At 65.5% G+C, this 21,817-nt stretch carries 21 protein-coding genes; 15 read left to right on the top strand and 6 right to left on the bottom strand.

Annotated features, from left to right (window positions below; genetic code table 11):
• Positions 1-13: 13 nt before the first annotated feature.
• Positions 14-1,006: a stage II sporulation protein M gene (locus BVC93_RS10070; protein WP_083737044.1), complete on the bottom strand. Its 993-nt coding sequence runs from the start codon at positions 1,004-1,006 to the stop codon at positions 14-16.
• Positions 1,007-1,066: 60 nt separating this feature from the next.
• Between BVC93_RS10070 and BVC93_RS10075 the strand changes: the two genes are divergently transcribed.
• Genes BVC93_RS10075 through lfrA form a run of 3 tightly spaced genes read left to right on the top strand, consistent with a single transcriptional unit; the run spans position 1,067 to position 4,245 of the window.
• Entirely contained in the window at positions 1,067-1,921 is an 855-nt protein-coding gene (locus BVC93_RS10075) for an RDD family protein (RefSeq protein ID WP_083737045.1), read from the top strand.
• A 50-nt stretch (positions 1,922-1,971) separates the two neighbouring features.
• A complete protein-coding gene (locus BVC93_RS10080; RefSeq protein WP_083737046.1) occupies positions 1,972-2,544 on the top strand; it encodes a TetR/AcrR family transcriptional regulator in 573 nt (190 codons plus the stop codon).
• A 42-nt stretch (positions 2,545-2,586) separates the two neighbouring features.
• Positions 2,587-4,245 carry an efflux MFS transporter LfrA gene (gene lfrA, locus BVC93_RS10085; RefSeq protein ID WP_083737047.1) on the top strand — a complete coding sequence of 553 codons (1,659 nt, stop codon included), beginning with the start codon at positions 2,587-2,589 and terminating at the stop codon, positions 4,243-4,245.
• A gap of 18 nt (positions 4,246-4,263) precedes the next feature.
• Here the strand turns inward: lfrA and BVC93_RS10090 are convergent, their stop codons facing one another.
• Both BVC93_RS10090 and BVC93_RS10095 read right to left on the bottom strand, forming a co-directional pair.
• On the bottom strand, positions 4,264-4,602 hold the full coding sequence (locus BVC93_RS10090; protein ID WP_083737048.1) for a hypothetical protein: 339 nt from the start codon (positions 4,600-4,602) through the stop codon (positions 4,264-4,266).
• Between the two features lie 67 nt (positions 4,603-4,669).
• Positions 4,670-6,019 carry a carotenoid oxygenase family protein gene (locus BVC93_RS10095; RefSeq protein WP_083740942.1) on the bottom strand — a complete coding sequence of 450 codons (1,350 nt, stop codon included), beginning with the start codon at positions 6,017-6,019 and terminating at the stop codon, positions 4,670-4,672.
• A gap of 118 nt (positions 6,020-6,137) precedes the next feature.
• Here BVC93_RS10095 and BVC93_RS10100 point away from each other — a divergent pair, with 118 nt between their 5' ends.
• From BVC93_RS10100 to BVC93_RS10115, 4 genes are all read left to right on the top strand, one after another.
• Positions 6,138-6,848, top strand: coding sequence for a GntR family transcriptional regulator (locus BVC93_RS10100; RefSeq protein ID WP_083737049.1), 711 nt, complete (start codon positions 6,138-6,140; stop codon positions 6,846-6,848).
• Between the two features lie 90 nt (positions 6,849-6,938).
• Positions 6,939-8,486: an NCS1 family nucleobase:cation symporter-1 gene (locus tag BVC93_RS10105; protein WP_083737050.1), complete on the top strand. Its 1,548-nt coding sequence runs from the start codon at positions 6,939-6,941 to the stop codon at positions 8,484-8,486.
• Positions 8,487-8,540: 54 nt separating this feature from the next.
• Positions 8,541-9,071, top strand: coding sequence for a PadR family transcriptional regulator (locus tag BVC93_RS10110; protein WP_083737051.1), 531 nt, complete (start codon positions 8,541-8,543; stop codon positions 9,069-9,071).
• A gap of 146 nt (positions 9,072-9,217) precedes the next feature.
• Entirely contained in the window at positions 9,218-9,925 is a 708-nt protein-coding gene (locus BVC93_RS10115; RefSeq protein ID WP_083740943.1) for a PadR family transcriptional regulator, read from the top strand.
• Positions 9,926-9,962: 37 nt separating this feature from the next.
• On the opposite strand, the gene BVC93_RS10120 is transcribed toward BVC93_RS10115, so the two are convergent.
• Positions 9,963-11,465 (bottom strand): NCS1 family nucleobase:cation symporter-1, encoded by a 1,503-nt coding sequence (locus tag BVC93_RS10120; protein ID WP_083737052.1) that lies wholly within the window; start codon positions 11,463-11,465, stop codon positions 9,963-9,965.
• A gap of 189 nt (positions 11,466-11,654) precedes the next feature.
• On the opposite strand from BVC93_RS10120, the gene BVC93_RS10125 reads away from it, so the two are divergent.
• From BVC93_RS10125 to BVC93_RS10140, 4 genes are read left to right on the top strand one after another with little or no spacing between them, the layout of a single operon-like run.
• Positions 11,655-12,407 carry a class I SAM-dependent methyltransferase gene (locus tag BVC93_RS10125; protein ID WP_442929039.1) on the top strand — a complete coding sequence of 251 codons (753 nt, stop codon included), beginning with the start codon at positions 11,655-11,657 and terminating at the stop codon, positions 12,405-12,407.
• A 50-nt stretch (positions 12,408-12,457) separates the two neighbouring features.
• A complete protein-coding gene (locus BVC93_RS10130; RefSeq protein ID WP_083737053.1) occupies positions 12,458-13,768 on the top strand; it encodes an MFS transporter in 1,311 nt (436 codons plus the stop codon).
• Between the two features lie 17 nt (positions 13,769-13,785).
• On the top strand, positions 13,786-15,264 hold the full coding sequence (locus tag BVC93_RS10135; protein ID WP_083737054.1) for a glutamate--cysteine ligase: 1,479 nt from the start codon (positions 13,786-13,788) through the stop codon (positions 15,262-15,264).
• Positions 15,265-15,277: 13 nt separating this feature from the next.
• Positions 15,278-15,967 carry a class I SAM-dependent methyltransferase gene (locus tag BVC93_RS10140; RefSeq protein WP_083737055.1) on the top strand — a complete coding sequence of 230 codons (690 nt, stop codon included), beginning with the start codon at positions 15,278-15,280 and terminating at the stop codon, positions 15,965-15,967.
• A gap of 24 nt (positions 15,968-15,991) precedes the next feature.
• Here BVC93_RS10140 and BVC93_RS10145 read toward each other — a convergent pair whose 3' ends face one another.
• Complete coding sequence (locus tag BVC93_RS10145) at positions 15,992-16,480, bottom strand: helix-turn-helix domain-containing protein (protein ID WP_236950312.1); 489 nt, start codon at positions 16,478-16,480, stop codon at positions 15,992-15,994.
• Between the two features lie 191 nt (positions 16,481-16,671).
• On the opposite strand from BVC93_RS10145, the gene BVC93_RS10150 reads away from it, so the two are divergent.
• From BVC93_RS10150 to BVC93_RS10165, 4 genes are read left to right on the top strand one after another with little or no spacing between them, the layout of a single operon-like run.
• Entirely contained in the window at positions 16,672-18,063 is a 1,392-nt protein-coding gene (locus tag BVC93_RS10150) for a purine-cytosine permease family protein (protein ID WP_083737057.1), read from the top strand.
• Entirely contained in the window at positions 18,060-19,028 is a 969-nt protein-coding gene (locus BVC93_RS10155) for an isopenicillin N synthase family dioxygenase (protein ID WP_083737058.1), read from the top strand. Before BVC93_RS10150 ends, BVC93_RS10155 begins: the two co-directional genes overlap by 4 nt.
• The gene (add, locus tag BVC93_RS10160) at positions 19,025-20,050 is read left to right on the top strand and encodes an adenosine deaminase (protein ID WP_083737059.1); all 1,026 of its coding nucleotides are present in this window, start codon (positions 19,025-19,027) and stop codon (positions 20,048-20,050) included. The genes BVC93_RS10155 and add overlap by 4 nt, the downstream gene beginning before the upstream one ends.
• Positions 20,047-21,081, top strand: coding sequence for an isopenicillin N synthase family dioxygenase (locus BVC93_RS10165; protein WP_083737060.1), 1,035 nt, complete (start codon positions 20,047-20,049; stop codon positions 21,079-21,081). The genes add and BVC93_RS10165 overlap by 4 nt, the downstream gene beginning before the upstream one ends.
• Positions 21,082-21,162: 81 nt before the next feature.
• Here the strand turns inward: BVC93_RS10165 and BVC93_RS10170 are convergent, their stop codons facing one another.
• Positions 21,163-21,795 (bottom strand): cyclase family protein, encoded by a 633-nt coding sequence (locus BVC93_RS10170; RefSeq protein WP_083737061.1) that lies wholly within the window; start codon positions 21,793-21,795, stop codon positions 21,163-21,165.
• Positions 21,796-21,817: the final 22 nt, after the last annotated feature.

Here is a 21,817-nt window from a genome sequence, read left to right on the forward strand (position 1 = left end):
GCCCGGTAAACGGTCACGACGTGGGCACCACGTCGGGCGCGTCCTCGGCGTCACCGGTGGCCCCTGCTGCCACTGCCTTGCGGCCGAAGTACACGACGTAGCCCAAGAAGGCGGCTTCGGCCAACACCCCGATCGCGATGCGCACGAAGGTCGGGAACGGCGACGGCGTCACCAGCGCTTCGATCAGGCCGGACAGCAGCAGCACCACCACCAGACCCACGGCTACCGACACCACGGCCCGCCCCTGCTCGGCCAGCACCTGCCCGCGGGGGCGGTTGCCGGGTGCGATCACCGTCCAGCCCAGCCGCATCCCCGCCGCGGCAGCCAGGAACACCGCCGTGAGTTCCAGCAGACCGTGCGGGGTGATCAGGCCAAGGAACACGTCGCCCTGGCCGTGATGGAACATCAGTCCGCCCGAGACTCCGAGGTTTGCCGCATTCTGGAACAACACGTACGGAATCGGGATGCCCAGCAGGATCGCGTAGCCGATGCACTGTGCGGCCACCCAGGAGTTGTTCACCCAGACTCTCAGTGCGAATGACGCCGCCGGGTTCTCGCTGTAATACGCGGCAAACTGGCTGTTGACCAGTTCGTCGATCTCCGAGGGCGTTCCGATGGTGGCCTGCACCTCGGGGTTGCGCGCCACCCAGACCCCGATGATGGCGGCCACGACGAAGAACCCGACGGCCGAACCCAGCCACCAGCGCCAGGCGCGGTACGCGACGACGGGAAAGGACACCGTCCAGAACCGGGCGAATTCGCTCCACAGCGGAGCGTGGGCCCCGGTGACCGCGGCCCTGGCGCGGGCCACCAGCGTCGACAACCGGCCCACCAGCACCGAGTCGGTCGAGGATGACCGCAGCATCGAGACGTGGGTCGAGACGCGCTGATAGAGCTCCACGAGCTCGTCGACCTCGGCGCCGGTCAGCTTGCGACGCTTCTTGACCAGCACTTCGAGTCGGTCCCATGCCGGGCGGTGGGCCAGCACGAACGCGTCGACATCCACGTCCGCCGAGTCTAGTAGCGTCGAAATGTGACCTCCCCGTACCAGCCTTCCCATGGTTCCGTGGTGACCGGAGACGCGGTGGTCCTGGACGTCCAGTTGGCGCAGCTGCCGGTGCGCGCCGCAGGTGCCCTGATCGACCTGACGGTGATGTTCGTCTTCTATCTGCTTGGCCTGTTGATGTGGGCGGCGACGCTGGCCGACTACGACCCGGCGTTGTCGGCTGCGGTGACGATCATCTTCACCGTGCTGGTGCTGCTGGGGTATCCGTTGGTGTTCGAGATGGCGACCCGAGGCCGGTCGCTGGGCAAGATGGCCCTCGGGTTGCGGGTGGTGTCCGAGGACGGCGGCCCAGAACGCTTCCGGCAGGCACTTTTTCGTTCACTGGCGGCAGTGGTCGAGATCTGGATGTTCTTCGGTGGACCTGCGGTGATCTGCAGCCTGATCTCTCCGAAGGGCAAGCGCATCGGCGATGTGTTCGCGGGCACTGTGGTGATCAGCGAGCGCGGTCCGCGCTCGACGCCGCCGCCGCAGATGCCGCCGACGCTGGCGTGGTGGGCCGCGTCGCTGCAGCTGTCCGGCCTGGAGGCCGAGCAGGCGGAGCTGGCTCGGCAGTTCCTGGCTCGCGCCGGCCAGCTCGATCCGGCGCTGCGCGAGCAGATGGCCTACCGGATCGCCGGGGAGGTGACGGCGCGGATCTCGCCGCCCCCACCGCCGGGAACTCCTCCCCAGTTCGTGCTCGCTGCCGTACTGGCCGAGCGTCACCGTCGTGAGTTGGCGCGGCTGGGCAGGCAGGCCGGTCCACCGTCACCGCCGGTGGGACCACCCATGGGCCCGCCGCCGGCGACGTGGGGACCGGCACCGTCGGCTCCCACCGCACCGCCTCCGACCAGCGGGGGATTCACACCTCCGACCTAGAATGAGACACTGGTGTCCCATTTTGGCCGACTTGTGCTATAAATTGAGGCATGGGCGAAGTGGCTTTGATCGAGGGTGGCGCGCGCGGGCGTACGCGCCGCGCGATCATCGAGGCCGCCATGGTGGTGCTGGCCGACAATCCGGCCGCCCCGCTCAGTGATATCGCCACCGCCGCCGGCGTCGGCCGCAGCACCCTGCACCGGTACTTCACCGAACGCGCCGACCTCATCCGCGCCCTGGCACTGCACGTCCACGAGCTGAGTACCGCTGCCATCGTCGAGGCCGAGCCGGAGTGCGGACCCCCACTGGCTGCGTTGCGCCGCGTGGTGGAAGGCCAGCTCGATCTCGGACCGATCGTCGTCTACGTGTTCACCGAGCCGATCGTCAACGCCGACACCGAGTTGATGGCACACCTGGACACCGGCGACGAGGTCATCGCCGAGATGCTGGCCAAAGTGTCCACACAGCCCAGCACTGCACCACCAGGTTGGGCGCGACGCGCGTTCTGGGCCCTGCTGGATGCCGGCAACCAAGCCGCCAAACAGGACGGCACCCCCAAACATCGCATCGTCGACGCCATCATGACCACGCTCACGCAGGGCACCATCAAGTCCGACGTGTAGAGCCCCGCTCCACGTCATCGAAGTTTCACCAGGAGTACACAGATGTCCACGTCCATCGGCCTCGACCGCACGGTCTCGGCCTCCACCCCCCGCAGCGCCTGGTTCGCCCTGGCTGTGCTGATGCTGCCGGTGACGCTCATCGCGGTCGACAACACCGTGCTGACGTTCGCCCTGCCGATGATCGCCCAGGACTTCCAGCCGCCGGCGGCCACACAGCTGTGGATCATCGACGTCTACGCCCTGGTGCTGGCGGCACTGCTGGTGGCCATGGGCGGCCTGGGTGACCGCATCGGCCGCAGGCGCCTGCTGATGATCGGTTCGTCGGGGTTCGCGGTGGTTTCCGTGGCCGCCGCCTTCGCTCCCAGCGCAGAGGCACTGGTGGGTGCCCGCGCCCTGCTCGGTGTCTTCGGCGCGATGCTGATGCCGTCGACACTGTCGCTGCTGCGCAACATCTTCGTCGATGCGTCCGCACGTCGGCTGGCCATCGCCATCTGGGCGTCGGGCTTCACCGCCGGTTCGGCATTGGGACCGATCGTGGGTGGCGCGCTGCTGCAGCACTTCCATTGGGGTGCGGTGTTTCTCATCGCCGTACCGATCCTGCTGCCACTGCTGATCCTGGCGCCACGGCTGGTGCCCGAATCGCGCGACCCGAACCCGGGTCCGCTGGATCTGGTCAGTGTGCTGCTGTCCTTCGCCACCATGCTGCCGTTGGTGTGGGCCATCAAGACCGCCGCCCATGACGGATTCTCGCTGTCCATCGCGGCGGCCGTGGCGATGGGGCTGGCTTCGGGTACCTGGTTCGTGATGCGCCAGAACCACAGCGCCACACCGATGCTCGACATGAAGCTGTTCACCTACGCCCCGTTCACCTCATCGATCCTGGCGAACTTCCTGTCCATCGTCGGGCTGATCGGCTTCCTGTTCTTCATTTCGCAGCACCTCCAGTTGGTGCTGGGCCTGACCCCGCTGACCGCCGGCCTGGTGACACTGCCCGGCGCGATGGTGTCGGTGATGGGCGGACTGGCCGTGGTGCGGTTGGCCAAACGGTACACACCTCAGGCGTTGATGACGTTCGGACTGATCTTGGTCTCCGTCGGGTTCGGATTGATCCTGCTGTTCCGGCACGACTTGACGGTGGTGGCCGTCATCATCTCGTTCGTGGTGCTCGAACTGGGTGTGGGCATCTCGCAGACCATGTCCAACGACACCATCGTGTCCTCGGTGCCGCCGGCGAAAGCCGGTGCCGCATCCGCGGTTTCGGAGACGGCCTATGAGCTGGGCGCGGTCATCGGCACGGCGACGCTTGGCACCATCTTCACGGCGTTCTACCGCAACAACGTGCAGGTGCCCGCAGGCCTCTCTCCCGAACAGGCAGGCGCGGCGACGGAGAGCATCGGTGGTGCCACATCGGTGGCAGCCTCCCTGCCACCGAACCTGGGCGACACCCTGTTGGAATCGGCACGCGTCGCGTTCGATTCGGGAATCGCCCCCACCGCGATCATCGCCGGCACGCTGACGCTGCTGGCCGCCGCGGTGGTCAGTGTGTCCTTCCGGCGCTCATCGGGGGTGGATGCCGACCGGCACCAGGATGCCGAGCAGGGGTGTGTTGGCCCGCACGTGGTTCCACCGTGTCCGCGGACCGTGGTACGCGGCCCGCTGCGTGACCGCCTCACCGGACAGGCGAACGTGGATAAGCAGTAGCAGAGTCTCGCCGGCGTCTCAGGTCTGGAAGCTCACCATGAGCATCACGAGATCTGCAGCCAGCAGCAGCCACGCCACCACCGGCACGACAATCCCTTTCGGTCGCCGGGCGGTGAAGAACGACAGGATCACCGCGGCGGCCGCAACCACCGGCGGCCCGTAGAGCAGCACGGTGAACAGCACCTCCGAGGGCACCTCGCACACCTCGGAGGTGCATGCCGCGCTTGCCATCACCTTGCCGTAGGCCAGGACCACCAGCCCGGCGGCACCCAGGATCGTGGTGAGCGCCAGCACCCAGTTCAGCACGACATTGGCCGGGCGGGTTCGCGGACTCCGATCGATATCAGCGGCGGACATGTCGTACGGCCTACCCGGGAAACGCAACCGCAAACCGGACTACGCCGACCTGGTGGACTTCCCGGCGTCAGGTGGGCTGGCCCGCAATCCAGTTTCCGTGGAAGCCATAGGGTACCCGCCGTGGCAGCCTGATGGTGGCCACGGGGGCGCCGGTGAAGTTCGCGGCGTCCAGGATCACCAGGTCACTGCCGTCGCGCTCGGGGTCGTAGACGTAACCCAGGTGATAGCCGTTGGATTCGTCGGCGGGACCGTCGGCCGACGGCACGAAGACGGCTTCGCCCGGTCGGCCGGTGCCGAACGAATGGCGTTGTGCAGAGCCATCTTCCAGGTCGTAGCGGATCAAGCTGTCACCGGCCACCGAAACGCTGTAGCGGGCCGGTAGCCCGGCCAGGCGATCGTCGATGCGGGGGAACTCGACGGCGACGTCATCGATCTGACGTTCCGATACCGTCCCGGCCGCCAGATCCAGCGTCCAGCTCCACATCACGCCGTCGGCCTCGAAGTCACCGGTGTTTCGCCATAGTTCCGGATAGCGGACAGCCTGCAGCACAAGCGTATTGCCGCGCTCGTACGCGTTGGACACGTGGAAGACATAGCAGGGGTCGATGTCGAACCAGCGGATCTCACCGAACGGGTCATCGCGGCGCAGCACCCCGAGCCGGGCGCCGTAGGCGTCGTCCCACCGATAGGGCATGTCACTCTCGCCCGCCAGGGCGATGTCGAGGTTGAACACGATGGGCAGGTCCATGAAGATCACGTGTCCGGCAGTCATCGCGAAGTCGTGCATCATCGTCAGGGCGGGCACCTCGACGGGCCGGTTGATGACGAGATCGCCGTTGGCGTCGGCGCGGTGGTAGGTGACGTGTGGGGCGAAGATGTTGCCGTAGCCGAAGAAGTGCAGTTCCCCGGTGGTGGGGCAGATCTTCGGGTGCGCCGTCATCGAGTCCACCAGCTTGCCGCCGAAGTCCCAGGCACCGAGGGTCTGCAGGTCGTTGGAGATCTCATAGGGCAGCGACGACTCGACCAGGGCCAGGGTCCTGCCCGCGTGGTTGACGACGTGGGTGTTGGCGACACTGGAGTGCAGGTTGCGGGTGCCGTCGGCGTTGTAGAGCGGGAAGTCGTTGTTGAAGCTGTCGGTCTGCACCCACCGGTTGCGGTACCACTTGGCCTGCCCGTCCTGGATGCGGACACCGTGGATCATGCCGTCGCCGGTGAACCAGTGGGCGGTGGCCTGCCGCGGGTTGGGTCCGTTGCGCAGGTACCAACCGTCGAGGTCCGGCGGGATGCATCCCTGCACCACCAGGTTGTCGTCGGTCAGTTCGTCGGGGACGGGGGCGTAGTTGCCGGTCCGGAAGAACTGGCCGTCGTCGGGCAGGTTGCCGCGGGCATCGGTCCGGATCTCGGATGTGTCGGTCATGTCGAAGACTCCTGGGCTGGATTCGGTGACTTCTCCACCCTGACACTCCATCAGTGACCTGTCAATAGTGGAATGTCGTTGTCTCACGCTCAGCCGCTCGACGTAGGAAGATCGGACAATGCTTGATCGTCGCCACTCCGCCGCATTGTTCCGGGCGGTGCTGGGCCGCGACGGCAGTTCGCAACAGCACATTGTCGACGAACTGCGCCGGGTCATCCTCGACGGCGCGGTGCCGCCCGGCACGCCCATCCCGGTCGGCGAGATTGCTGAGATGTTCCGGGTGAGCCATATCCCGATCCGGGAGAGCTTGAAGACACTGACCGCCGAAGGCCTTGTGCAGCACCGGCCGAACTCCGGGTACGCAGTCGCACAGCTGACTACCAGCGAACTCGCAGAAATGTATCTGGTTCGTGAGACGCTCGAGACCGCGGCCATGGCCGCAGCTGTGCACTCAGCCGGCGACGCAGATCGGAATCTTCTCGCAGAAGTCCACCACACGCTGGAACAATCGCTGAAATTCGATGACGCACAGGCCTATCATCGACACAGCCGTCAGTTCCACATGGCTCTGAGCCGGCCGTCGCGGATGCTGCGCCTGGTACACATGCTCGAATCTGCCTGGAACATCACCGAACCCGTACAGCTGATGGTGCACGTCGAATCCGAGCAGCGCGCATTGTTGCACGACGATCATCGAATTATGCTGGACGCGTTCCTCGCTCGTGACAGTGATGCTTTGCTGGCGGCCGCCGCCGTCCACAACAAACGCCTCAACGGCGTGGTGGCCTCACTGCCCACCGACACCGGCCTCATCATCGACGACCAATGACGTTGCAAATATATCCTCGGCGCAACGGACCGGAAACAGGGCCTTATTACCTTGCCTGCATTGACCAAGGCATCAAGCAGGAGTGTGGCCATGACAGATACCACCCGTGATCTCCCACCTGGCGCCACTGTCGGTGCCGGCGACATCGTCGAAGCCTCAGGACATCCCGTCGGCGGCGGCGTCATCAAACCCGGCTACGACCTACGGCTGACCAACGAGGATCTCGCCCCGCTGGGTAAGCAGAGTTGGACGTCGTACAACATCTTCGCGTTCTGGATGTCCGACGTGCACAGCGTCGGCGGCTACGTCACCGCCGGATCGCTGTTCGCGCTCGGCCTGGCCAGCTGGCAGGTGCTGATCGCGCTGCTGGTCGGCATCGTGATCGTGCAGTTCTTCTGCAACCTGGTGGCCAAACCCAGCCAGCAGGCCGGGGTGCCGTATCCGGTGGTGTGCCGCAGCAGCTTCGGCGTGCTGGGCGCCAACATTCCAGCCATCATCCGCGGCCTGATCGCGGTGGCCTGGTACGGCATCCAGACCTATCTTGCCTCGGCGGCACTGGATGTGGTGCTGCTCAAGCTGTTCCCCGGCCTCATGCCCTACGCCGATCCCGAGCAGTACGGTTTCACCGGCCTCTCACTGCTGGGTTGGTGCAGCTTCGCGCTGCTGTGGGTGCTGCAGGCGTGTGTGTTCTGGCGCGGCATGGAGTCCATCCGCCGATTCATCGACTTCTGCGGTCCCGCTGTGTATGTCGTGATGTTCATCCTCTGCGGCTACCTGCTGTACCGCTCCGACTGGCATGTCAGCCTCAGCCTCGGTGGCGAGAAGGAGGGCAACACCATCGCCATCATGCTCGGCGCCATCGCGCTGGTGGTGTCGTACTTCTCCGGCCCCATGCTGAACTTCGGCGACTTCTCCCGCTACGGCAAGAGCTTCGCTGCGGTCAAGAAGGGCAACTTCCTGGGTCTGCCGGTGAACTTCCTGGTCTTCTCGCTGCTTGTGGTCGTCACCGCGGCCGCCACCGTCCCGGTGTTCGGCGAACTACTCACCGATCCGGTGGAGACCGTCGCCCGCATCGACAACACCATGGCGATTGTCTTGGGGGCGTTGACCTTCACCATCGCCACCATCGGTATCAACATCGTCGCCAACTTCATCTCACCGGCATTCGACTTCTCCAATGTCAGCCCGCAGAAGATCAGCTGGCGGATGGGCGGCATGATCGCCGCCGTCGGCTCGGTGCTGCTGACCCCGTGGAACCTGTACAACAACCCCGAGGTCATCCACTACACGCTGGAAGTCCTCGGCGCCTTCATCGGCCCGCTGTTCGGTGTGCTGATCGCCGACTTCTACCTGATCCGCAAACAGCAGATCGCCGTTGACGACCTGTTCACCATGAGCCCGACCGCCAACTACTGGTACAAGAAGGGCTACAACCCGGTGGCCGTGGTTGCGACACTCGCCGGCGCTGTCCTGGCCGTCATCCCGGTGCTGCTCGGCGGCTCGATCAGCGCCATGGGCGTCGCCGCGCAGTACAGCTGGTTCATCGGCTGCGGTGTGGGCTTCGGGTTGTTCTATCTGCTGGCCACCCGCGGGCCGTGGAAGATGACGCCGCTCCGGCAGGCCGAAGCGGCAGTATGACGTCACGGCCCCGATATTCCACTGTTGGAGTATCGGGGCCGTAGCATTTCTGCCGTGAGTTTGCGCTTCGCCACCCTCGGCTTGTTGGCCCAGCACCCCGCCAGCGGCTATGACCTGTTGAAGCGCTTCGAGGCGTCGATGGCCAATGTCTGGCCAGCCACCCAGAGCCAGCTCTACGGCGAGCTCAACAAACTGGCCGCCGACGGCCTCATCGAAGTGACGGCTGTCGGTGCGCGCGGCCGCAAGGAATACGGCATCACCGACAGCGGCCGGGCCGAACTGTTGGATTGGATCGCCCGGCCGCGTGACAACACCCCGATCCGGCGGCCCGATGTGCTGCGGGTGTTCCTGCTGGGTGAGTTGCCTGTCGATGACGCCCGCACCTATCTCGACGGGATCGCACGCGCCGCCGACGAGACCTTGGCGCACTACGAGGACATCCGCGATTCGGTGCCGTGGCAGGACTGCCCGGAGGACTTCTATGCCAGGGCCGCGCTGGAGTACGGATTGCGCAGTGCGGCAATGGAAGCCGATTGGGCGCGCTGGCTGATCGGTCAGATCGACCCCACTTCTCGACGCGTCTGACGCTGTCGCCCTCGAGCCGGTAGCGCGCGTTGTCGCCACCGGTCGGGAACAAACCGTTGCATCTCGATAGTTATCGATATATCGTAAACGTATCGGAAGCGGTTATCGAGCTTCCTTCACCGAAAGAGAGACCCCATGAACACCCCATTCACTCCCCCAACAGCCCATTCGGCGGACCCCACCGGGGCCCTTTCGAAGGCCAGGACGGCCCCGGGTTCGGCTTCATCCCAGGTGATCGTCGCGCCCTGCACGAACACCGTCGTGCCGCCCGCCGAGAGTTCCGCGAGAACGTCCGCGAACACGGCGGTCCCGGCTTCGGTCCCGGTTTCGGCCGCGACTTCTCCGGCTTCGGCCCCGGCTTCGGTTTCGGCCCCTTCACCGGCCGAGGGGGCCGTCGCGGACCCGGGCGAGGCGGTCGCGGCAAGCGCGGTGACGTGCGCGCCGCGCTGTTGACCCTGCTGGCCGAGCGGCCCATGCACGGCTACGAGATGATCCAGGAGATCGCCGAGCGCAGCAACGGCCTGTGGAAGCCCAGCCCCGGCTCGGTGTACCCCACGCTGCAGTTGCTCGAAGACGAAGGACTGATCACCGCCGCGGAAGCCGATGGCAGCAAGAAGCTTTTCGAGCTCACCGCTGAGGGGCGGGCCGCCGCGGAGAAGGTCGAGACCGCACCGTGGGATGAGATCAACGAGAACGCCGATCCCGCCGCGATGAACCTGCGTTCGGCCACCGGCCAACTCTTCGGCGCCGTCGCGCAATCCGCGCACGCGGCCTCCGAGGAACAGCAGAAGCGGATCATCGAGATCCTCAACAACGCCCGCCGCGAGATCTACCAAATCCTCGGCGAAGACTAGGGTTTTCGGCGTGATTCCCGTCGCTGAGCGACGGGAATCACGCCGAAATCGCCTTTTTGACCGGCTGGGTGCGCATCACCAGCCAGTGCAGCACCGCACCGAGCAGCGCACCCAGCACCCAGGCGAAGCCGGCCAGCGCATGCAGGGCGGGCACCCAGACCGCGGCCACCGCGAAGACAGCGGCGATGCCAAACGCCCACAGCGCCCGCACATTCCAGCCTCTGGTGAAGTAGTAGACGCCACCGGGATTCATCGAGTACAGGTCCTGGGTCTCCAGCTTCTGCTTCCGGATCAGGAAATAGTCGGCGATCATCACGCCGTACAACGGGGCCAGCACCGCACCGAGAGTGTCGACGAACTTCGGCAGGCCGGCGTTGCCGATCACCGAAACCCACAGCGCGCCGATCACGAAACCGGCTGCTGCGGTGATGAATCCGGCCACCCGGAAGTTCAGCTTCTCCGGCTTGAGGTTCACGATGTCGTAGACCGGCGGGATGAAGTTGGCCACCAGGTTGATGCCGACGGTGGCGATGAAGAACGTCACCGCGGCGATGATGCTCAGCCACACGTTGCCGACCTGCCCCACGATGTCGGCGGGGTTGGTCAGCGGATCACCCTGGCCGTCCTGGTAGACGATGTAGGCGCCCGCGGTGATGAACAGCGATAGAAAGGTGAAGAACGCCAGGCTCACCGGCAGTCCCAGGAAGTTGCCGAGCTTCATCTCCTTGTCGCTGCGGGTGAACCGGGCGAAGTCACCGAAGTTGATGATGACCGCCGCGAAGTAGGCGATCATGGTGCCCACGACGCCGACGAAGGCGCTGACTGCGGCCATGCCCGATTTCTCGCCCGCGAACAAGTCGCCGACACCGCTGAGCAGACCTGTTCCGGCCTGCCACCAGATGGCGATCAACAGCAACACCATCACCACGTACACAGCGGGTCCGGCGAAGTTCAGGAACTTGACGATGCCGTCGAGACCTCGCATGAACAGGAAGATCTGGAATCCCGCGACCACGGTGTAGGACACCCAATCCACCCACGTCATCCCCAGCAGGGTTCCCGTCGGGGCTGCGCCGAGGATCGCATTGATGGCCAGTGCCACCGCCGTCGAGGCGAAGTAGGTCTGCGCGCCGTACCAGAAGATGGCGACGATGCCGCGGATGGTGGCGGGAAACATGCCGCCCCGCACCCCCATCGACGCCCGCGCGATCACCGGGTACGGCACACCGTATTTCACACTCGGCTGGCCGGACCAGTTGACTAACACCATGACCAGAGCGCCGGCCAGGATGATCGCGGCCAGTACAAACCACCCGTTGATTCCGGCAGTGATGAACAGGCTGGCGGCCAGGGTGTAGCCGGCCAGACTCTGCACGTCGTTGGTCCACACGTTGAAGATCTCGAACCAGCCCCACTTCCGCTCCGACGGCGGCGTGGGCGCGAGTTCCGCGTTGTGCAGACTGCCGTGAGCGTCCTTGATCACGAAATCGTCGACGCGCACTGCTGCCGGCGATGAAGCGTGGACATGTGGTTCGGTCACGTGTTCCCCTCCCAGGACCTGCCTGTGAACGTGCTGTGAATGAACTCACGCTAGGAGCCGAGCGTTACTTCGATGTAAGTGACGGGTTTCGTCGTGATGATCGGGAAAATATATGGGCCTCAGCACCGCGATCCCGGCCGCATGTCGATTGCTGCGGCGCTCAGCCGGCATCCGTCCATGATGGACTGCATGGATTCACCAACCGCGCAGATCGCGAACATGCCCCGCGGCGGGCCGGACGCGTCCTGCCTGGATCGGCTGCTGGAGACCGACCGCCTGGAGTACCTCGACCGCGACGACATCGACGACTCGGTGAAGCGCAGAGTCATTGGTGCGCTGGACTGGAGCGGACGGGTGTTCGGCAATCATCGACGATTCGCAGAGATCGCGCTGGCCGAGATCGCCGACGTTCCGGATCCGAGGATCCTCGAGCTGGGCGCCGGGCACGGCGCGGTGTCGAAGCTGATGCTGGAGAACCACCCGACAGCCTCTGTGACCGTCACCGACATCAATCCCGAGTGGGTGGCCGGGATGGCCGGGTTGGGCACCGACCCCCGGGCCACCGTGCGACAGATGGATGCGACGGCCATTGACGCGGCCGACGGCGCCTTCGACTTGGCTCTGTTCGCACTGTCCTTCCATCACCTCACGCCGACGCAGGCGGTGCAGGTGTTTGCCGAGGGCACCAGGGTGGCCACCAAACTGGTGGTCATCGACCTGCCGCGACCGCCGGCGCCCCTGCACGTGCTGCAGCTGGCCACCATGGTGCCGTTCGCGCTTCTGCACCCCTTCGCCCATGACGGTGTGATCAGTTCGATGCGCAGCTACAGCCCGTCGGCGCTGCGCGCGCTGGCCGCCGCTGCCGGCCCGAACATCGAGGTCACCCTGCGTCGCGGGTTCACCTCACCACAGGTGGTCGTCGCGCGCCGGTTCAAATCGTGATGAGCGAAACCCTGGTGTGAACCACTGTGCGGGCGGCTACATAGGGCAGCGTGACCGTCGCCGACCCGCCACACGCGCAAGCCACCGACCCCAAGAAGGTGCGCACCGCGCTGTTGGCCAGCCTGGTCGGCACCACCATCGAGTGGTACGACTTCTTCCTCTACGCCACCGCCGCCAGCCTGGTGTTCAACCAGGCGTTCTTCCCGGACCAGAGCTCGTTCGTCGGGACCATGCTGGCCTTCGCGACGTTTGCGGTGGGCTTCGTGGTGCGTCCCATCGGCGGATTCGTGTTCGGCCACATCGGAGACCGCATCGGCCGCAAGCGCACGCTGGCGCTGACGATGTTCCTGATGGGCGGCGCGACGGCTTTGATGGGCATCCTGCCGACGGCCGCGCAGATCGGAGTGTTGGCTCCGATCCTGTTGTTGCTGCTGCGTGTAGTGCAGGGCTTCGCGCTCGGCGGCGAATGGGCAGGGGCGGTGCTGCTGGCCGTCGAACACAGCCCGGCGCATCGAAAAGGCTTCTCCGGCAGCATTCCGCAGGTCGGCTTGGCACTCGGTCTGGCGCTGGGCACCGGCGTGTTCGCCTTCCTCCAAGTCGCCATGTCCGACGAGGCGTTCCTGGCTTACGGCTGGCGGATCGCGTTCCTGGTCAGCATCGTGCTGGTGATCTTCGGCGTGGTGGTACGCCTGAAGGCCGACGAAACCCCGGCCTTCGAGAAGATCCGCGCCGAGGAGGGTCGCTCCGAGGTCCCCATCAAGGAGATCTTCCGCCCACCGGTGCTCAGGACGACCGTGCTGGGCATGCTGTCGCGCTGGGGTGAGGGCGCGGCGTTCAACACCTGGGGCGTGTTCGCCATCTCCTACGCAACGGCCACACTCCACTTCGACAAGGTGCCGGTGCTGGTGGTGGTGACGGTGTCGGCGCTGCTGATGGCCGTGCTGCTGCCGGTGTCGGGCATGTTGGTGGACCGCTACGGCGCGAAACTGATCTACGGCATCGGCATCACCGCCTACGCCGTCGCGGTGTTCCCGGTGTTCGCGTTGTTCAACACTGCCAGCTTGGTCGCGTATGCCATCGGCATGGTGCTGGTGTTCGGCGTCATCCACGCGTTGTTCTACGGCGCGCAGGGCACGCTGTACGCGTCCCTGTTCGACACCCGGGTTCGCTACACCGGCCTGTCGACGGTGTACCAGCTGTCAGGTGTGTACGCCTCGGGTCTGACGCCGATGATCCTGACCGCACTGATCGCCGCCACGGGCGGGACGCCGTGGCTGGCCTGCGGCTATCTGGTGGGCACCGCACTCATCAGCATCATCGCCACCTGGCTGCTGAAACCACGGGCGCTGTCCGAGTTGTAATCACTACCATCAGGGGCGTGGGCGAAGAGGTCACGCAGACCGAGTTCAGCGGAGCGCACCGTCAGGAATACCGGCGCAAGGTGCAGCTGTGCCTCGACGTGTTCGAGGACATGCTGCAGCAGGCCAGCTTCGATTTCGACCGACCGCTGACCGGCATGGAGATCGAGTGCAACCTGGTGGACGGCGACTATCAGCCGGACATGTCGAATTCCGACGTGCTGGCCTCCATCGCCGATCCTGCGTATCAGACCGAATTGGGCGCTTACAACATCGAATTCAACGTGCCGCCGCGCCCGCTTCCCGGCACCTCCGGCCTCGAACTCGAGACCGATATCCGTGCCAGTTTGAATGCCGCTGAGAGCAAAGCCAATTCCAGCGGATCCCACATCGTGATGATCGGCATTCTGCCGACGCTGATGCCCGAGCATCTGGCGTCCGACTGGATGAGTGAGTCCACCCGGTACCAGGCGCTCAACGACTCGATCTTCACCGCCCGCGGCGAGGACATCATGATCGACATCGCCGGACCCGAACCCCTGAGTCTGCAGTCGCCGTCCATCGCTCCCGAATCCGCCTGCACCAGCATGCAATTGCATCTGCAGGTCTCCCCCGGCGAGTTCGCCGACAACTGGAATGCCGCCCAGGTGCTGGCCGGACCACAGCTGGCCCTGGGGGCCAACTCACCGTTCTTCTTCGGCCACCAGTTGTGGGCAGAGACCCGCATCGAACTGTTCGCCCAGGCCACCGACACCAGGCCCGACGAACTGAAAACCCAAGGGGTGCGGCCCCGGGTCTGGTTCGGCGAACGCTGGATCACCTCGATCTTCGACCTGTTCGAAGAGAACGTGCGCTACTTCCCGTCACTGCTGCCGGAGCTGTCCGACGAGGACCCGGTCGCCGAGCTGGCGGCCGGGCGCACGCCCACGCTTTCGGAGCTGCGGCTGCACAACGGCACCGTGTACCGCTGGAACCGCCCCGTGTACGACGTGGTGAATGGCCGGCCTCACCTGCGGGTGGAGAACCGGGTGCTGCCCGCCGGGCCCACCGTTGTCGACATGCTGGCCAACTCCGCCTTCTACTACGGCCTGCTGCGCACCCTGTCGGAGGAGGAGCGGCCGATCTGGACCAAGCTGAGTTTCGCTGCGGCAGAGGCGAATTTCCAGTCCGCGGCCCGCGAAGGGATGGACGCCCGGCTGTATTGGCCAGGCGTTGGGCAGGTGACGCCCGACGAGCTGGTGCTGCGCCGGCTGCTGCCGATGGCACATGAGGGCCTGCGGCGGTGGGGCGTGGCGACCGAGGTGCGTGAACGGTTCCTCGGCGTGATCGAAGGGCGTGCCAAGACGGGTCAGACAGGTGCGACGTGGCAGGTCGCGACGGTGCGGGCCTTGCAGGAGCGCGGGTTGACCCGACCGCAGGCGCTGGCCGAGATGCTGCGGCTCTACTGTCAGCGCATGCACAGCAATGAGCCTGTGCACACCTGGGACGGCCCGGCGTGAGTAGCGTGGTGGCATGCCCGACAGCACCTCTGGAATCGACTGGGACAGCGCCTACAAAGGTGAGAGCGGTTTCGAAGGGCCGCCGCCCTGGAACATCGGCGAGCCACAGCCGGAACTGGCGACGCTCATCGCCGACGGCAGGATCCGTGGCACCGTGCTCGACGCCGGCTGCGGCTACGCCGAACTGTCACTGACCTTGGCCGCGCAGGGTTACACCGTGGTCGGCATCGAACTGACCCCCACCGCAGTGGCCGCCGCGCAGAAGGCTGCGCAGGAACGCGGACTCGACAGTGCGACGTTCGTGCAGGACGACATCACCACGTTCACCGGGTTCGACGGCCGCTTCGACACCATCGTGGACAGCACGTTGTTCCACTCGCTGCCAGTAGATGCGCGCGACGCCTACCAGCAACGGGTGTTCGCGGCAGCCGCGCCGGGCGCGTCGTACTTCATCCTGGTGTTTGCCGTCGGCGCCTTCCCGCCCGGCCTGGAGCAGAAGCCCAACGAGGTCACCGAGGCCGAGCTGCGTGAGGCCGTCGGCAAGTACTGGGCCATCGATGAGGTGCGTCCGGCATTCATCCATGCCAACGCGCCCAACATCCCCGGTGTGCCGGAGCTGCCGTTCGACCGCGATGAGTTGGGCCGGATGAAGCTCCCGGCGTTTCTGCTGACGGCACACAAAGCGCAGCAGAATCAGCTGTGATGTCCGGGGACACCTCGGGCTGACCTATTCGACGATGACCAGCAGCGCATCGGCCGGTTGATTGTCCACCAACAGCCACCGGTGCCGTAGCGGCGAGGGATGGGTGATGAGGTCCCCGGTGGCGATCCGGTAGGTCCCGGCGCCCTCCACGACGACGTCGAGTTGGCCGGACATCATGTACATGGCCAGCAGGCCCGGCGTCTGGAACCATTCGCCGATGTACTGGTCGCGCTCGATTCGGTACTCGACGATCTGCAAGCGCTGATCCGGGCTGAACACCAGCACCCGGCCCAGCGCCGCGTCCGGGCGATCCGCCACCGGCAGCATCCTGCCCTCCGTGCTGCGCACCACGGTCACCTTCGATTCGGTGCTGGTGGGCAGCAGGTCGCCGGGCGTGACGGCCAGGGTCTCCGCCAGCCGGTACACGGTGATCATCGACGGCATGCTCTGTCCGCGTTCGATCTGGCTGAGGAACGGCTGGCTGATCCCAGCCCGGCTGGCGACCTCACGCATCGATAGACCTGACTTCTCGCGTATCGCACGGATCGCACCGCCCGTGCGGATCGCCAGAGCCTGTTCATCCAAGGCGGTCATTAACGTCCTCGCAACACCATTTTGATAACTCTGACATATCGAAAGGCAATTCTGATTGCCGTCACTTATCACCACGTTGACGTCATCATCTCGACGACAGGATTCAGCCGATGACCACGATAGATCAGGATCCGCCTGATGAGCAGATAGGCCTCAGCAATCAGCACGGCCTGCGCGTCGAGCGCCGCGGTGTCGAGTTCATCCCCGAGGCAGAACGTCACGGCAAGCCGTGGCAGCTCGGTGCCATGTGGTCGGGACTGGTGCTCAACGTCCTCACCGTCGTCTACGGCTCATTGCTCGTCACCATGGGCCTGAACTGGTGGCAGGCCCTGCTGGCCATCGTGTTGGGGAACCTGACCTGGATCATCGCCGGTCTGGTGTCCGTCGCCGGTCCCGCAGCCGGGACCACGACGTTCGGCGTGTCCCAGTTGTTGCTGGGACGCCACGGTGTGCGCCCGGTCGCGTTCTTCAACTGGATCATGATGCTCGGCTTCGAGGTGCTCGACTTGGTGGTGATGGTGCTGGCCACCAACGCCCTGTTGGGTATGGCCGGGGTGGAGGTGTCCGCGGGCGGCCAGGTGGCGATCGTGGTGGCACTGTCGATCCTGCAGGCTGTGCTGCCGTTGCTTGGCCACGCGGCCATCACCAAAGTGCTTCGGCTGCTGGCTGTTCCGTTCGCACTGATCTTCCTTGTCATGGCCGCGCTGGTGGCCGACGACGTGCAGTTGACCGACAGTGCTCCCGGCTCGTGGGCGCTGTTCCTCGGTGGTATCGCCTTGGCCGCCAGCGGTTCAGGCCTCGGGTGGGCATCGACGGCCGCCGACTACTCCCGCTACCTGCCCAGCGCGACACCTCGGTGGCGCATCGTCGCGGCGGTGGCACTGGGCGGTGGCATTCCACAGATGCTGCTGATGACACTGGGGGCGGTCATCGCGATCGCCATGCCTGACGCAAGCGATCCCGTGTCGGGTCTGTCCACGGTGTTCCCGACGTGGCTGGTGGTGATCTACCTGGTGCTGGTGATCGTGCAGATGGTGTCACTCAACGGTGTCGACCTATACTCCTCCGGCGTCACGCTGCAGGCGCTCGGCGTGCGGATCTCACGTTGGCAGGCCGTTCTGGTCGACGGTGTGCTGTGTGGAATCGTGGGTGCCGCGGTAGTGCTGTCGGGCAGCTTCTATCAGTTCGTGAGCAACTTCCTGCTGTTCATGATTGTCTGGTTCGCACCGTGGGCCGGCGTCTTCCTGGCCGATCTGGCACTGCGACGCGGCCGTTACCCTCGCGCGTCCGAGGCTGTGCTGCAGAGCTTTTCACGACCCGGCGTCGCGGCGCAGGTGCTCGGCATGGTGGCCTCGGCTTTGTGCATCAGCACTACACTGTTCGTCGGTCCGGTGGCCGCAGCCCTCGGCGGCGCTGACCTCAGCGTCTTCGCCGGGCTTCTGGTCGGCGCGCTCACCTACCTGATCCTGACTACCCTCGCACCCAAAGGAGAATCCGCATGAGCAGTCCCAGCATCCCTCTCGTCGACCTCGAGTTGTGGCGGTCCGGTTCGGCCGACGACCGGGCCGCGTTGGCGGCCACCGTGGATCGGGCGCTGATCGAGAGTGGATTCCTGATGGTCAGCGGCCACGGGGTGGCCCCGGCGTTACGCGCCGGGATCCGCGATGCGGCGCGCGACTTCTTCGGCCTCGGCGCCGCCAAGGAGCCCTACGCCACCACCGTCGGTGGTCGCGGTTGGATTCCGCCGGGCAAGGAGGCCAACGGCTATCTACTGGCTGGCCAGGAGCTGCCCCCGGACCTCAAGGAGACCTTCGTCTCCGGATACGAGTTCCACAGCGGCGACGCCGACGTCGACGCCGAGTGGTACATGCCCAACGTCTGGCCCATCGAAGTTCCTGCGCTCCAGGAACTCTGCGTCACCTACGCCCACACCATGCGTGAGCTCGCCGCAGATCTTCTGGAGCTGCTCGCCACGGCCGCGGGCCTGGAGCCCACCTGGTTCACCGACCGCTGCATGGAGTCGCCGCATTCGTTCAACATCAACCGCTATCCCGCGCTCAATCGGACCGGGCCCGTCGCCGAGGGACAGTACCGCATCGCTCCGCACACCGACTTCGGGACCATCACCATCCTGGACCGCGAAGCCGGCTACGGCGGACTGCAGGTGTGCACCCGCGATGGCGAATGGATCGACGCACCTGTCATTCCCGACGCGTACACCATCAACATCGGTGACCTGATGGCCCGCTGGACCGGTGACCGGTGGACCTCCACCATGCACCGGGTGCTGCCGCCCAGCCCTGACGCCCCCGACGAAGAACTGATCTCGCTGATCTTCTTCTTCGAGGCCAACCTCGAGCAGCTCATCGAATCCTTCCCACCGCCGTTGGGCCGGGACAACGACTACCAACCCGTCACCGCCGGCGACTACCTGCGATCGCGCTACGCGGCCATCTCGGTGCCATGATCAGTCACGCAGTGGCCCAGTCCATTCCGAAGGTGAGTTTGCACTGTCACCTCCTGGGGTCGGTGCCTGCAGCGACGGCCGTGGAGATGGCTGCGCACAGCGGCGTCGCCCTGCCCGGTGACCCCGGACCCGACACCGTCTACGACAGTGCCGCCTACGAGGACCTCGGGGAGTTCCTGTCGATCTACGATCTGATCGGAGCGTCGTTGCTTCACCGCGACGACTACCGGCGGATCACCTACGAATCGCTGACGGTGTTCGGTTCCGACCACAACGTCTGGTACCGCGAAATCTTCGTGACCCCGCAGCCCAGTCCGCTGCCGTACGCCACCGCCTTGGCCGGGATCTTGGACGGGATGCGTGATGCACAGGCCGACACCGGCATCGAAAGTCGCATCATCGTCGCGATCAACCGGGAACACACGGTGGCCGAGGCTGTGTCGCTGGTGCAGGAGGTGATCGACCACCGCGTCGACGAAGTGGTGGGCATTGGCCTTGACTATCAGGAGATCCTGGGGCCGCCGGCGCCGTTTGCACCCGCGTACGCGCTGGCCGAGCAGGCAGGCCTGCACCGCACCGCCCATTCCGAGAGCGGACCGCCGTCCCATATCGACACCATCCTCGACGAACTGCATTGCAGCCGAATCGATCACGGCTATCACGTGGTAACCGACGAGCGTGTCACACAGCGCTGTGTGCAGGAACAGATCCCGTTCACCTGTACACCCGTGAGCTCCGACATCGGACGCTACAGCGGTTCCGGTGATGGCTCCCATCGCAGGATCCGACAGATGGTGGACGCCGGACTGAAGGTCTGTATCGACTCCGACGATCCGCCGATGTTCGGCACCGACCCGTCACACGACTACTTCGCGGTGGGAAACGCACTGGGGTATGAGGTCTCCGACCTGACCCAGTTCACCGCCAATGCCATCGACGCCTGCTGGCTCGACGACACCGACAAGGCGCGGTTGCGGCAGCGCCTTGCATCCTGGAACCACACCACAGGGAGCGATCCATGACCAGTTTCGAAGTTCCGGCCATCAACATCACCCCGTGGGTGGACGGGTCCGATCCGGAGGCTGTCGCCAAGGCAGTCGACGATGCCTGTGCGCGTGTGGGTTTCATGCAGATCTTGGGGCACGGCATCCCCACTGACGTACTGAATGGACTGGGCTCCGCCATGGACGGGTTCTTCGGGTTGGACGTGGAGGTGAAGAACAGCTATCGGATCACCGGCGCCAACCGGGGTTACAGCCCACCGAAGAGTGAGTCGCTCAGTTTGTCCTTGGGTGTCGAGTCAGCCACCCGGATGAACGACTTCTTCGAGGCGTTCAACATCGGTGCCGAGGCTCGTTCGTTCGACGGTCTGGAACTCGACGAAGCCGACTACGGCATCAACGTTTTTCCTGCTGAGGTGCCATCGTTCGAGTCCGCCGTGTCGGCCTACTTCGCCGAGGCCGGTCGGGTGGCCCGGGTGCTGACCGATATCTTCTGTGCGGCCCTGGACCTCGAGCCCGGTTACTTCGAGAAGATCACCGACCATTCGGTGGACGTGCTGCGGATGAACAACTACGCCCTGCCGGAGGGCACCGTCACCTTGGACGGTGATCTCACCGGTATGGGTGAGCACACCGACTTCGGCATCGTCACGGTGTTGTGGGCCGACCAGGTGGCCGGCCTGCAGGTGCTCGGGACCGACCAGCGCTGGCACGACGTCGCACCCATCGACGGTGCGCTGCTGGTCAATCTGGGGGACTTGACCGCGCGGATCACTAACGACTACTGGATGTCGACACTGCATCGGGTGAAACCACCCATCGTCGATGGCACCATCAAGCGGAGGCGTTCGGCGGCGTTCTTCCACGATGGCAACGTGGACGCCGTGATCAGCACCGCACCGGGATACTTGGACGCCGACGCTGGGCTGGCGTACGAGCCGATCACCGTCGGCGCACATATCGCAGCGAAGCTGGCCGGCTCGCGGCAGGGCAAGGCCAATGTGGCCGCTGTACGCGAGGCGGCCAGAGTGCTTTCGGCGCAGCAGAACTGAGGAAGGTCAGCGCACTCATCGCCGACCGGTTCCTCCCGGCCCAGGAACCACCACCATTGCCGCAGTTCTGCTTACACCGAGCTATCCGTCGGCCAACGCCACCGCGCGTACCGGCGAGCCGTCGCACGCGCCCAGCCGCAACGGGAGTCCGAAGAACGTGAAATCCGCACTCGGAATCGCCGCCAGGTTGGTCAGGTTCTCGTAGATCACCCCACCCGCGCCCAGGAAGACCTGGTGGAACGGCAGCGATGTCGAGCACCCGCCCGTCGGGTCGGGGCTCATCAGATCCACGCCCACCGCGGTGACCCCGAGTTCGAGCAGCCGGTGCGCCACCGCCGGCGCCAGGTGCGGGTGACTGAGATAACGCGGAGTACCGAAGTGACGGGACCAACCGGTTGCGATCACCACGATCGTCCGGCCGTCGACACCGTCGAGATCAAGGTCATCGATCGTCGCGCCGGCAGGTGGTTCGGGCACCGACACCATTCGCGCCTGCCCGTGAAACCGGGACAGGTCGAGCCCGTCGAGAGTGGCTGCGCCGTCGACGAAGTGCGAGGGCGCATCCACGTGGGTTCCGCTGTGTGAGCCCAACCCCAGTGCGGTCACGGCAAACCCGTCGGCGGCCACGGTGGCCGCGGACGTGAACGTCACCTCCGGATCGCCCGGATACACCTGGAGGCCGGGCACCATGCGATGGCTGAGGTCGATCAGCATGGGAGCCAGTATCCTCCTGGCG

Source organism: Mycobacterium sp. MS1601 (genome assembly GCF_001984215.1).
Classification (GTDB): domain Bacteria; phylum Actinomycetota; class Actinomycetes; order Mycobacteriales; family Mycobacteriaceae; genus Mycobacterium.

Bases quoted from the DNA above. Each gene is read 5' to 3' on its own strand.
- BVC93_RS10125 (WP_442929039.1), top strand. From the start codon at position 11,655: ATGGATTCACCAACCGCGCAGATCGCGAACATGCCCCGCGGCGGGCCG.
- BVC93_RS10165 (WP_083737060.1), top strand. From the start codon at position 20,047: ATGACCAGTTTCGAAGTTCCGGCCATCAACATCACCCCGTGGGTGGAC.
- BVC93_RS10080 (WP_083737046.1), top strand. From the start codon at position 1,972: ATGGGCGAAGTGGCTTTGATCGAGGGTGGCGCGCGCGGGCGTACGCGC.
- add (WP_083737059.1), top strand. From the start codon at position 19,025: ATGATCAGTCACGCAGTGGCCCAGTCCATTCCGAAGGTGAGTTTGCAC.
- BVC93_RS10140 (WP_083737055.1), top strand. From the start codon at position 15,278: ATGCCCGACAGCACCTCTGGAATCGACTGGGACAGCGCCTACAAAGGT.
- BVC93_RS10155 (WP_083737058.1), top strand. From the start codon at position 18,060: ATGAGCAGTCCCAGCATCCCTCTCGTCGACCTCGAGTTGTGGCGGTCC.
- BVC93_RS10100 (WP_083737049.1), top strand. From the start codon at position 6,138: ATGCTTGATCGTCGCCACTCCGCCGCATTGTTCCGGGCGGTGCTGGGC.
- BVC93_RS10145 (WP_236950312.1), bottom strand. From the start codon at position 16,480: ATGCGTGAGGTCGCCAGCCGGGCTGGGATCAGCCAGCCGTTCCTCAGC.
- BVC93_RS10090 (WP_083737048.1), bottom strand. From the start codon at position 4,602: ATGTCCGCCGCTGATATCGATCGGAGTCCGCGAACCCGCCCGGCCAAT.
- BVC93_RS10150 (WP_083737057.1), top strand. From the start codon at position 16,672: ATGACCACGATAGATCAGGATCCGCCTGATGAGCAGATAGGCCTCAGC.
- lfrA (WP_083737047.1), top strand. From the start codon at position 2,587: ATGTCCACGTCCATCGGCCTCGACCGCACGGTCTCGGCCTCCACCCCC.
- BVC93_RS10095 (WP_083740942.1), bottom strand. From the start codon at position 6,019: ATGACCGACACATCCGAGATCCGGACCGATGCCCGCGGCAACCTGCCC.
- BVC93_RS10105 (WP_083737050.1), top strand. From the start codon at position 6,939: ATGACAGATACCACCCGTGATCTCCCACCTGGCGCCACTGTCGGTGCC.
- BVC93_RS10170 (WP_083737061.1), bottom strand. From the start codon at position 21,795: ATGCTGATCGACCTCAGCCATCGCATGGTGCCCGGCCTCCAGGTGTAT.